The 10,553-nt window shown below is 68.6% G+C and carries 11 protein-coding genes; 4 read left to right on the forward strand and 7 right to left on the reverse strand.

Annotated elements, in window-relative coordinates; genetic code table 11:
• Nucleotides 1-890 (reverse strand): carbohydrate ABC transporter permease (locus I71_RS19920; RefSeq protein WP_042696953.1); only part of this gene is annotated, 890 nt, incomplete at its 3' end.
• Nucleotides 887-2,242 carry a sugar ABC transporter substrate-binding protein gene (locus I71_RS19925; RefSeq protein WP_042696981.1) on the reverse strand — a complete coding sequence of 452 codons (1,356 nt, stop codon included), beginning with the start codon at nucleotides 2,240-2,242 and terminating at the stop codon, nucleotides 887-889. The genes I71_RS19925 and I71_RS19920, both read right to left, overlap by 4 nt.
• 227 nt (nucleotides 2,243-2,469) lie before the next feature.
• Between I71_RS19925 and I71_RS19930 the strand changes: the two genes are divergently transcribed.
• Nucleotides 2,470-3,369 carry a dihydrodipicolinate synthase family protein gene (locus I71_RS19930; RefSeq protein ID WP_042696956.1) on the forward strand — a complete coding sequence of 300 codons (900 nt, stop codon included), beginning with the start codon at nucleotides 2,470-2,472 and terminating at the stop codon, nucleotides 3,367-3,369.
• A 28-nt stretch (nucleotides 3,370-3,397) separates the two neighbouring features.
• Nucleotides 3,398-4,090, forward strand: coding sequence for a GntR family transcriptional regulator (locus I71_RS19935; protein WP_042696959.1), 693 nt, complete (start codon nucleotides 3,398-3,400; stop codon nucleotides 4,088-4,090).
• Between the two features lie 36 nt (nucleotides 4,091-4,126).
• Here the strand turns inward: I71_RS19935 and I71_RS19940 are convergent, their stop codons facing one another.
• Nucleotides 4,127-4,813, reverse strand: a complete 687-nt coding sequence (locus I71_RS19940) for a GntR family transcriptional regulator (RefSeq protein WP_042696962.1) — start codon at nucleotides 4,811-4,813, stop codon at nucleotides 4,127-4,129.
• A gap of 237 nt (nucleotides 4,814-5,050) precedes the next feature.
• Here I71_RS19940 and I71_RS19945 point away from each other — a divergent pair, with 237 nt between their 5' ends.
• A complete protein-coding gene (locus tag I71_RS19945; protein WP_042696965.1) occupies nucleotides 5,051-5,797 on the forward strand; it encodes an aspartate/glutamate racemase family protein in 747 nt (248 codons plus the stop codon).
• Nucleotides 5,798-5,832: 35 nt separating this feature from the next.
• On the opposite strand, the gene I71_RS19950 is transcribed toward I71_RS19945, so the two are convergent.
• From I71_RS19950 to I71_RS19960, 3 genes are read right to left on the reverse strand one after another with little or no spacing between them, the layout of a single operon-like run.
• Nucleotides 5,833-6,564: a GntR family transcriptional regulator gene (locus I71_RS19950; RefSeq protein ID WP_083897274.1), complete on the reverse strand. Its 732-nt coding sequence runs from the start codon at nucleotides 6,562-6,564 to the stop codon at nucleotides 5,833-5,835.
• Nucleotides 6,561-7,952, reverse strand: coding sequence for an amidase (locus I71_RS19955; RefSeq protein WP_042696968.1), 1,392 nt, complete (start codon nucleotides 7,950-7,952; stop codon nucleotides 6,561-6,563). The genes I71_RS19950 and I71_RS19955 overlap by 4 nt, the downstream gene beginning before the upstream one ends.
• The gene (locus tag I71_RS19960; protein WP_042696971.1) at nucleotides 7,949-9,157 is read right to left on the reverse strand and encodes an MFS transporter; all 1,209 of its coding nucleotides are present in this window, start codon (nucleotides 9,155-9,157) and stop codon (nucleotides 7,949-7,951) included. Before I71_RS19960 ends, I71_RS19955 begins: the two co-directional genes overlap by 4 nt.
• A gap of 26 nt (nucleotides 9,158-9,183) precedes the next feature.
• Between I71_RS19960 and I71_RS19965 the strand changes: the two genes are divergently transcribed.
• Complete coding sequence (locus I71_RS19965; protein ID WP_042696973.1) at nucleotides 9,184-9,537, forward strand: hydroxyisourate hydrolase; 354 nt, start codon at nucleotides 9,184-9,186, stop codon at nucleotides 9,535-9,537.
• Nucleotides 9,538-9,543: 6 nt separating this feature from the next.
• On the opposite strand, the gene I71_RS19970 is transcribed toward I71_RS19965, so the two are convergent.
• Nucleotides 9,544-10,380 (reverse strand): ABC transporter permease, encoded by an 837-nt coding sequence (locus tag I71_RS19970; protein ID WP_042696976.1) that lies wholly within the window; start codon nucleotides 10,378-10,380, stop codon nucleotides 9,544-9,546.
• Nucleotides 10,381-10,553 lie beyond the last annotated feature (173 nt).

Below are 10,553 nucleotides of genomic sequence, written 5' to 3' on the forward strand. Positions count from 1 at the left end.
TAGATCAGGATCAGCGACAGCATGATGATCAGCACGAAGAACACCACCGCGATGGCCGAGCCGTAGCCGATGTCGTAATAGGTGAGGGCGACGCTGTAGAGATACAGGTTGATCGTCTCCGACGCCGTGCCCGGCCCGCCCTGGGTGATGGTGTAGAGGATGTCGAAGCTCTTCAGCGCGTCGATGCTGCGGATGATGACCGCCACCATCAGAAAGGGCCTGATCATCGGCAGGGTCAGGTAGCGGAAGCGCTGCCAGGCGGTGGCGCCGTCGATCTGCGCGCTCTCGTACGGTTCGGTCGGTAGCGACGCCAGCCCGCCCAGGACGATCAGCATCACCAGCGGCGTCCATTGCCAGGTCTCCACCAGCACCAGCGACAGGATCACCGTGCCGGGGTGATAGACCCATTGCAGCGGCCCGATGCCGACCAGCGACAGCAGGTAGTTCAGAACGCCGAGCTGCGGGTGGAACATCATCGTCCACACCAGGGCGATGGCGACCGGGGTCGCCATCATCGGCATGACGAAGATGCCGCGCAGCAGGCCTCTCGCCGGCAGCCTGGTGTTGAAGGCCAGCGCCGCCGCGGTGCCGAGCACCAGCGGGGCCAGGACCGACAGGGCGGTGTAGACCATCGTGTGGCCCATCGCCTCCAGAAAGCGCACATCCGTCGCCAGACGGACGTAGTTCTGCAGACCGACGAAGCGCTGCTCCTCGCCGATGCGCCATTCCATGGCGCTCATCCACAGGGTGAAGACCCAGGGGAAGACGATGACCCCGACGACGACGACCAGCGCCGGCACGACGAAGGGCCAGTAGGAGGGCCGCAGCCGCTTCGTCCTGCCAACGGAAGCGGCGCCGGCCACGCGGTCGGAAGAGGTCAGGATGCTCACGTCTTCTCGCTACGCTCAAGGATCGGCTTGAAGTCGGCGGTGGCGCGCTTCAGTTCCGCCGCCGGATCGCTGCCGGAGATCATGTTGGTCAGCGCCCCGCCCAGCACGTCGCGGAACTCGGTGACCGGGATGATGACCGGCAGGGCAAGGCGGCTGATCTTCGCCGACTCCACCACGGCATCGACCCAGGCCGCCGGCATCTTCACGCCCTTGCGCACATCGGCGTCAGACAGGACGGAGGTGCGGAACGGCACGCCGGCCCCGGCCTGCAGCAGGCGGGCGCCCATCAGCTTGCCGGTCGCCCACTGGCAGTAGAGATAGGCGGCTTCCTTGTTCTTCGACGCTGCGGTGACACCGACGCCGTCGCCGGTGGTGGCGGCGGCGTGCGCTTTCGGCCCCTTCGGCATCAGGCCGTAGCCGACCTTGCCGACGACGCGCGACTTCTCCGGATCCTCCAGCGGCGGGGCGAAGCCGACGCCGTCGAACCACATGCCGACGCGTCCCTGGAGGAAGGCCGACTGGCATTCCGCCCAGTTGAAGCCGGTGACGCCCGGCGGCGCCGATTTGGTCATCAGCGTCTGGTAGAGCTTCGCCGCCTCGATGGCTTCCGGCGTGTCGGTCAGCAGGTTGCGGTTGGCATCGACGCTGTACTGGTCGTAGCCCAGCAGCAGGCTGGTCCATACCGGTGTGTTGGCGTTCTTCATGCCGCGGGCGACGAAGCCGTAGGTCTGGCTCGCCGGGTCGGTCAGTGCTGCGGCTGCGGCCACCATCTCGTCGAAGGTCTTGGGGAAGGACAGGTTCTTCTTCGCGAACAGGTCCTTGTTCCAATAGACGATCCAGTAATCGACCGAGAAGGGCAGCGCACCGATGCCACCCTCCGGATTGCGGGCGAAGGTCACCCCGGCTTCGGAGAAATCGTCGAGGAAGCCGGCATCGGTCAAGGCCGGGTCCTTGATGAAGGGCGTCAGGTCGGCCAGCCACTTGCCCTTCTCGAACTGGCGCTTCTGGACATGATAGCTGATGTGGACGACGTCGAAGCTCGGCCGGCCGGAGGTCAGCTCGATCACCGCCTTCTGGCGCTGCTGCTGCTCCGGAGTCTGTTCCGACACCACGGTGATGCCGGTCAGCTCCTCGAACTCCTTCTGATACCTCGTCAGCGTCTCGCCGCGCGGGCTTTTGATCAGGTTCACCTCGATCTTGGTGCCGGCATATTTGCGCCAGTCGACCCCGCCGGTGTGGCCGCCACCGGTCTGGGCGAAGGCGGGCAAGCCGATGCCGCCGAGGCCCAGCGCACCGGCTGCAGCGCCCGACGCCAGAAGCCGGCGGCGCGACAAAGACATTCCGTTCGACATCGACATGCACTCCTCCCCGTTATCGCCTGGGCCTTGGGCGCCCGGATTTGCCTGTTGCGGCGGACACTGTGAGCGACACGGATCCGCTCCGCCACCGGTTTGATTGCTTGGTCAACGTATAATTCCTGCGCACTCCTCTTGCAAACGAAAAACATCCTAGTAACATGTTAGTGGTGACGCGGCCGCCAGCCGGCCTACCGTTCCACCATTCCCGGGAGAAATGCAAAGTGATTCAATCCACTGGCCGCTTCGGCCTGTCCTGCGCGCTGACCACGCCCTACCATGACGACGGCAGCGTGGATCTGGCCCGCCTGACCCGGCATGTCGACTGGTGCCTCGCCAACGGCTGCGACTCGGTCACGCTGTTCGGCACCACGGGAGAGGGGCCGCTGCTCGGCCAGGTGGCGCGCGAGCAGATGATCGGCGCGCTGAAGGGCGCCGGCATCGATTTCCGCAGCCATGTGGTCGGCGGCGTCATCGCCGCGTCTCTGCACGACGCGCTCGAACAGGCCAACCAGCTGCTCGATGCGGACGCGCGGGCATTGCTGGTCGCCCCGCCCTTCTATTTCAAGGGCGTGTCGGACGACGGGCTGTTCGCGTGGTTCTCCAGCTTCATCGCCAAGCTGGGCGACCGGGCGCGCGACATCATCCTGTACCACATCCCGTCGGTCACCGCGGTTCCGCTGTCGCTCGACCTGATCGGCCGGCTGAAGGCCGCCTTCCCCCAGGCCATCGCCGGGGTGAAGGATTCCGCCGGCGACTGGGGCTACAGTCAACAGTTGCTCTCCGCCCACCGCCACGACCTCGCCGTGCTGATCGGCGACGAGCGTGTGCTGGCCCAGGCAGTGCGCGACGGCGGCCAGGGCGCCATATCGGGCATGGCGAATCTGGTACCGAACCGGCTGCGCAGGGTGGTCCACCAGGGCTGTGACGATGCCGCGCTGGTCGAATTGGTGGACGCCGTGCTGCGCTATCCGGTCACGCCTGCGGTGAAGGCGCTGCTGTCGCATGCCACCGGCGACAGCGCGTGGTTGACGGTGAGGGCGCCTTTGCTGCCTATGTCGGTGGCGGACACGGCGACGCTCGGCCATCTCTTCGACCGGGTGTTCGCGGATCGGGCCGCCTGACGGGCCTTCCTGACAGGACATCGCACGGATGACGACCTCCGCCAAACGCGACCGGGAAGCGGTCAACCTGCGCAGCCGGGCTTACGAGAGCTTCACCCGCCGGCTGCTGGCGGACGAGATCCGTCCCGGGCAGTTCATCTCGCAGCGCGAGCTGGTCGAGTTGACCGAACTGCCGCTGGGGGCGATCCGTGAGCTGATCCCGCGGCTGGAGGCCGAGGGGCTGGTGAAGACCGTGCCGCAACGCGGGATGCAGGTCGCCCATGTCGACCTCAACCTGATCCGCGACGCCTTCCAGTTCCGCCTGTTCCTGGAGCGGGAAGCGGTGGCGGTCTTCGCCCAAGAGGCGCCGGAGGCGACGGTCCGCCGGCTGCTGGAGGACCACGAACGCATCATCGCCGCCTGTGCCGAAGCCGAAGAGAGCGGCGGCGGCATCCAGCCCGCCCTCCTGCAGGAGGCGCAGGACATCGATTGGGCCCTGCACCTGACGATCATCGACGCGCTGGGCAATGCCATCATTTCCGATGCGTACCGGGTCAACCAGATCAAAATCCGGCTGATCAAGCAGTCGAAGACCCGGCTGAACACCACGGTGCTGGTCCCGACGATGCGCGAGCATCTGGCCATCATCCACGCCATCCTGGCCCGCGCCCCCGACCGGGCCAAGGACGCCATCGGCACGCACATCCTCAGCGCCCGCGACCGTGCCATCGGCATGCGCTGACGACCTCCAAACCCGTGAGCAGGCCGGCGTGGCCGTCTACGCCCCACCGTTCAGCGCCAGGAGGACGGCATTGGCGGTTAGGCGGCTGTGGGCGCCCAGGAGATTGCCGGCGGCCTCCGCGTCACGGCGCCGGAGTGCCGCCATGAAGCCCTCATGCTCGGCCAAGGAGCTGCGCCAACGCTCCGCATCGTCATTGGCCAGCGACCGCGCCCGCAGGATCTTCGAGGCGAAGCCGCTTTGGGTGGCTTCGAGGGACGGGTTGCGCGCCATCGCGACGATCCGGGCATGGATCCGGCGGTTCGTCGTGAAATAGCCCGGCCGGTCACCGGCGGCAAACTGGGCGACGAGTTGGGCGTGGAGCCGGTCGAGGTCGGCGAACTCCTCCGCCGTACCCCTTTGGCAGGCAAGCCGACCCGCCAGCATCTCCAGCGCCTCCAACACCTCGAACACATCGGCGATCTCCTGCGGATCGATCGGCGTCACCACGGCGCCACGGTGCGGGCGAAGCTCCACCAGCCCGTCCGCCGCCAGGACGCGCAACGCCTCCCGCAAAGGCGTGCGGGAAATGCCGAGCTGATCGCACAGCTTGACCTCCGGCACCCGGCTGCCCGGCCGCAACGCGCCAGCCAGGATCATCGCGCGCAATTCCGCGACGGCAGCGTGATGCAGCGTTTCACGGCGGATCGGCCCGGCGCCGGCCTTCACGGTATTCTGGGTGTCCATGGTCGATCCGGCAATGCGTTCAGTATGCCGCTTGATTGTGCAGCGGCGCACTGACGATGCCATGCGCTGAAAAATCAGGCAAGCACGGGCACAGGGAACCCGCAAAAATTACCAAGTTAACTTATTGATAAAAAAGATTTATCTGTAAATCGTCATTTTGTATACAATCTGGCACATGCTTTGCGATAGATGGTCATTGCGCGCCTGACTCCAAAAATCAGAAGCCGAGGACCGAACATGAACACGCCCGACCTGACCAAGCGCGTCCTTCTGGGGATGCTGACCCCGTCGTCCAACACGGTGCTGGAACCGGTGACCTCAGCCATGCTGAGCGGTCTGCCGGAGGTGTCGGCCCATTTCGGCCGCTTCACCGTCAAGGAGATCTCGTTGCGCGCCGCCGCGCTGGACCAGTTCACCGATGCGCCCTTCCTCGACGCCGCCCGCCTGCTGGCCGACGCAAGGCTGAACGTGATCGGCTGGAACGGGACCTCGGCGGGCTGGCTCGGCTTCGACGCCGACGAGCGGCTGTGCCGGACCATCGCCGAGGAGACCGGCATCCCGGCCTGCACCTCGATGCTGGCGCTGAACGAGATTCTGGCAACCACCGGCCGCAAGCGCTTCGCCATCGTCAGCCCCTATCTGGATGAAATCCAGGAGCGGATGATCGCGAACTACAACGCCGCCGGCTTCGAGGTGGTGGGGGAGCGGCATCTGAACGACCGCGGCAACTTCTCCTTCTCGGAGATCGCCGAAGAGCGGATCGAGCGCCTGTGTGCCGAGGTGGCGGAGGCGAAGCCGGAGGCCATCGCCATCATCTGCACCAACATGCGCGGCGCCCCGGTGGCCGAACGGGTGGAGCAGGCACTGGGCATCCCCGTCTACGACACCGTATCGACCGTGGTGTGGAAGGCGCTGCGCATGACCGGCGTCGACACCCGCCGGGTCGAGGGCTGGGGCAGCCTGTTCCGGGAACTGCACGGCTGACGATGGCTTGCAAAAGAGCGGGGAGGAAACGGTTGCTACCCCGCCCGCCGGGCCTTCGCCGAGGCGCAGGCCGCGGCAACCACCTCGCCGGTGCGGCCGACATGGTGCATGAACAGGCGCTGGGCCGTCCCGCCGTCGCGGGCCTCCAGCGCCGCCAGGATCTCGCGGTGCTCCAGCACCGATTCCTTCCAGCGGCCCTGGGCGCCCAGCGCGAAGTAGCGGGCACGCGCCAGCCGGCCAAGCAGCCGGTCATGCGCATCAACCAGGGCCGGGTTCTTGGCTCCCGACACGATCAACCGATGGATCTTCTGGTTGATCGAGAAATACTCCTCCAGCGCGCCGGCTCCCTGCAGGGCTTCGATCCTCTCCTGGAAGCCGCGCAACCGGCGCAGGTCGGCAGCGGTCATCCGCTCGGCGGCCAGCCTCGCGGCGAAGCTCTCGATGCAGCCCTCGGCCTCGAACAGGTGGATCAGCTCGTCGGCGTCGAGCGGGGCGACGATGGCGTTGCGGTTGGGACGCAGCATCACCAGCCCGTCGGCCGCCAGCAGCTTCAGCGCCTCGCGCAACGGGGTGCGGGAGATGCCGAGCTTCTCGCTCAGTTCCGGCTCGATCAGGCGGGCCGACGGCGCCAGCTGGCCATAGATGATCATGGCGCGCAGGCGCTCAACCGCCATCTCCGCCAGCGGCGGGGGCGGCACCGTGCGCCGCCGCCGGGGGGCCGCTTCGGTTTCGGAAGCTTCCCGAGGAAGATCGTTGTCCATGCTCATCCCGGCTGTCCTTGCCCGCCGGCAGCGAGCACCGTTTCGATATGGGCGGCGAAGCGCAGCACCCGCCGGTCCAGCCCGCGCGGGGCGACGACCTGCACTCCCACCGGCAGCCCGTCACGGCCGAGGCCGCAAGGCAGGCTGATGGCGGGAACCCTGGCATGGTTGAACAGCGGGGTGAAGACGGCATGCGCCCGTGGTGGCACCGTCTGTCCGCCGATGGTCTCCGGTCCCAGCCGGTCGAGCGGCCAGGCGACGCAGGGCGTGGTCGGGCCGACCAGCAGATCGGCCTCCGCAAAGAAGCCGGCGAGCGCGCGGGCAACCTCCACCCCCAGCAGTTGCGCCGCCGCGACCTCCGCCCCCGTCAGGGTCAGGCCGCGGTCGATCTGCGCGGCGATGTCAGGATCGAACAGGGCCGGATCGCGGCGGAAGGCATCGCCGTAGAGGGCGGCCAGCCCGGCATGCTGCAACGGCATCAGAGCGGTTTCCGTCACCCCGGCCGGCCAGGGCGGATCGCGCCGGACGATGTGCACCCCTGCCCGTTCCAGCGCCTCGACCGTGCTTTCGACCGCCAGCCGCACATCCTCGTCCACCGGGGCCTCCAGACCGAAGCGCGGGCTGAAGGCGACGGTCAGGCGTTCCAGAGGACGGATGTCCGCCGGGGCGATGGCGACGGAGTCGGGATCGCGCGGATCGGGGCCGCACAATGCCTCGAACAGCAGTGCCGCATCGGCGACATCGGCGGCGATGGGAGCCATCACGGCGATGCCGGTGAAGGGTTCGGGGAAGCCCGGACCATAGGGGATGGCGCCGAAGGACGGCTTGAACCCGACCGCGCCGACATGGGCGGGCGGGCGGCGGCTCGACCCGCCGGCATCGGTGCCGAGCGCCAGCGGCACCAGCCCGCCGGCCACCGCCACGGCCGGCCCGCCGCTCGACCCGCCGGGGGTCAGGCTCGGGTCCTGCGGATGGCGCGTCGGCCCGAACAGCGGGTTGGTGGTGACACCCTTGCAGGCGAATTCGGAGCTGTTGGCCATGCCGAGGATGACGGCACCGGCCGCGCGCAGCCGCTCCACCGCGATGGCGTCGGCGGGAGCGTGGAAGTCGGCGAACAGGCGCGAGCCCTGGGTGACGCGCCGGCCGGCGACCCAGATGGTATCCTTGACCGCGACCGGAACGCCGGCCAGCGCCGGCAGGTCTCCGGCGGCCAGCCGGCGGTCGACGGACTCCGCCTCGGCCAGCGCCCGGTCGGCATCGACGGTGACGAAGGCGTTGAGCGCAGGATTGCCGGCGGCGATGCGGGCAAGCGCCGCCTCGGTCTCGGCACGGGCGCTGCTGCGGCCAGTGCGGACGGCCTCGGCCACGGCAGTCGCGCGCGGGGAGCGGGTCATCGACGGCCTCCCAGAAGGCTGAGGCCGGCCAGTGCCGCCAGCACTCCTACGAAAACATAGCCCATGGCGAGGCTGCTGACCGCGGCGATGGCGACCAGCAGCATCGGCCCGGCGATCAGCCCGGCAAAGCCGCCGACCATCACCGCCCCGGTCGCCTCGCCGATCCGGCCGGCAGGCGCCAGCCGGGCGACCTCCGCCAGGAAGACGCCGTTCCAGCCGCTGGCGGTCAGACCGAACAGGAAGGTCGCCATCGCCAGCACCGGGAAGGGCAGAGCCGCACCGGCCAGAGCCACAAGGATCGACGCCGCCGCCATGCCCAGCCCCAGCAGGCCGACCAGCCGGTGCGGCGCCACCCAGCGCGAGGCGACGACACCCCAGCCGAGCCGCCCGGCCAACCCGCCCGCCTGTCCGGCGGCCAGCGCCACCCCGGCGGCGACATGACCAAGCCCCAACTCCGCCACCGCGAAGACGACGAAGAAGCCGTTCAGTGTCAGCTGACTCGCCGAATAGGGAAAGGCGGCCAGCGCGATGCGCCGCAGCGCCGGGTCGTCGCGCAGCAGCCGCAGCGCCGCGCCCAGGCCGAAGCCGGCCGCTGCGCTGCGGGTCAGCGGATCGTAGGCAGGCCGCAGCCGTTCGAAGACAGGAACGCAGGCGAGTGCCAGCGCGGCGATGGCGATATAGCCGGCACGGGGGTCGGCGACGGTTGCGAGGACAGGCAAAACCAGCGACCCGGCCATGGCGCCGATCTGGTTGCCGGTCTGGCGGACGGAGAACACCATCGGCCGGTCGGCCTCCCGCACCAGCCGGCCGAGGATGGTGGCGCTGGCCGGCGTCTCGGGTCCGCAGGCCAGCCCGATGGCGATCCCGGCCGCCAGGAGGGCCGCCGCACCGCTGCCGAGCGTCGCGCACAGCATGGCCGCGGCCACCGCCACCGCGCAGAAACTGGCGACCCGGAAGGATCCCAGCCGTCCGGCCAGCACGCCGCCGCAGAGCGACGCCGCCATCCCGACCGCGAAGCCGGTGGTGGTGAACAGCCCCAGCCCGGCCGGGTCGATCCCCATGCGCGGCGCCAGCACCCCCGGTGCGAACAGGGCCAGCGCGACCAGCGCCTGCAGGCCGGTCATGCCGATCAGCGCCGGCAGCAGCGGCGGCAGGGCCGGGGGTGGCGCCGGGGGTGGCGCCGGTGCCGTCGTCTCGGCTAGCATTGCCCGGTACCGGTAGGAGGAGCGGCATGGCGGGCGGGATTTCGATACACGGCGTGGACGTGGCGCGCGGCGTCGCCGCAGAGGGCATGCGGGTGGAGCTTTACGCACTGATGCCCGAACGCCGGCTGCTGGCGGCGGGCGAACTCGGCGCCAACGGGCAGCTCGACCATCCCAGCGTGCGCGGCGAGGGCATCGCCAAAGGCCCGCACGAGGTGCTGTTCCATGTCGGCGACTGGCTGCGCGCGGTGGGTTATGCCGGGGAGCAGACCCGCTTCCTCGACATCGTTCCGTTCCGCTTCGTCGTCTCCGACCTCGACCGCCATCTGCATCTGCCCTTCAAATTCACGCCCTATGGGGTTTCTCTCTTTCTGGGTGTATGACACGGCTCAGGTCAACCGTTTGGAAAGGCCGGCCACGCGCTCCATCACCAGCATCAGGGCGATGGTCGCGACGATCAGCACGCCGGACAGCGCCGCGACGGTGACGTCCAGCCGGCCTTCCAGATCCTGCCACATGCGGATCGGCAGCATGTCGGTGGCGGCGTCGCGCAGGAACAGCGACACGGGGACATTGTCGAAGGACGCCATGAAGGCGATGAAGCCGCCGGCCATGATGCCGGGCCGGATCAACGGCAGGGTGACGCGGCGGAAACCGTACCAGCGCCCGGCCCCCAGGCTCGACGAGGCCTCCAGCAGGGACGGGTTCATCTGGGCCAGCGACGCCACCGTGTTGCGGACCACGAAGGGCACGGAGACGACGGTGTGGCCGATGATCAGCGTCAGCGGCGACACCGGAACCCCGATCATCGAGAAGAACATCAGCGACGACAGGCCGAAGGCAAGCGCCGGCAGCACCAGCGGCGACAGGAACAGGCTGTCCAGCACCCTGGCCGTCAGCGTCGGCGAGCGGGCGATGCCGAGCGAGGCGGAGACGCCGAGCAGGACCGACAGGCCGGTGGCCCAGGCCGCCACCTTCAGGCTGTTCATCATGGCGAACTGAAGCTGCCAGGCGTTCCACAGCTCGGCATACCAGCGCAGCGAATAGCCGGGCGGCGGGAATTTCAGGGAATAGCCGCTGGTGAAGGACACCCAGATCACCACCACCGTCGGGGCGACCAGCAGGACCAGCGCCGCAAGCGCGATGCCGGTCATGACGATGCGGAAGCTGAGCGCGTCGAAATCGATGCGGCGGCTGCCGGAGACCGGCCTTGCGTAGTCGGACATCGCTGCCTCCCCGGATCAGGCGTTGGCATAGCCGCGCGACAGGCGGCCCAGCGCGTTGAAGATCGACACCACCACCAGCACCGACACCAGGAAGACGATGGAGATCGCCGCGGCGAAGGGCCAGTTCTGCAGGGTCGAGGCCTGCTGGTAGATGTACATCGGCATGAACAGCA

It is taken from the genome of Azospirillum sp. B506 (assembly GCF_000333595.1).
In the GTDB taxonomy this organism is placed as follows: domain Bacteria; phylum Pseudomonadota; class Alphaproteobacteria; order Azospirillales; family Azospirillaceae; genus Azospirillum.

What these genes read in the sequence shown, in the direction of transcription:
- I71_RS19955 (WP_042696968.1), bottom strand. Translation starts at nt 7,952, where the DNA reads ATGACCCGCTCCCCGCGCGCGACTGCCGTGGCCGAGGCCGTCCGCACT.
- I71_RS19950 (WP_083897274.1), bottom strand. Translation starts at nt 6,564, where the DNA reads ATGAGCATGGACAACGATCTTCCTCGGGAAGCTTCCGAAACCGAAGCG.
- I71_RS19940 (WP_042696962.1), bottom strand. Translation starts at nt 4,813, where the DNA reads ATGGACACCCAGAATACCGTGAAGGCCGGCGCCGGGCCGATCCGCCGT.
- I71_RS19925 (WP_042696981.1), bottom strand. Translation starts at nt 2,242, where the DNA reads ATGTCGAACGGAATGTCTTTGTCGCGCCGCCGGCTTCTGGCGTCGGGC.
- I71_RS19960 (WP_042696971.1), bottom strand. Translation starts at nt 9,157, where the DNA reads ATGCTAGCCGAGACGACGGCACCGGCGCCACCCCCGGCGCCACCCCCG.
- I71_RS19965 (WP_042696973.1), top strand. Translation starts at nt 9,184, where the DNA reads ATGGCGGGCGGGATTTCGATACACGGCGTGGACGTGGCGCGCGGCGTC.
- I71_RS19945 (WP_042696965.1), top strand. Translation starts at nt 5,051, where the DNA reads ATGAACACGCCCGACCTGACCAAGCGCGTCCTTCTGGGGATGCTGACC.
- I71_RS19935 (WP_042696959.1), top strand. Translation starts at nt 3,398, where the DNA reads ATGACGACCTCCGCCAAACGCGACCGGGAAGCGGTCAACCTGCGCAGC.
- I71_RS19970 (WP_042696976.1), bottom strand. Translation starts at nt 10,380, where the DNA reads ATGTCCGACTACGCAAGGCCGGTCTCCGGCAGCCGCCGCATCGATTTC.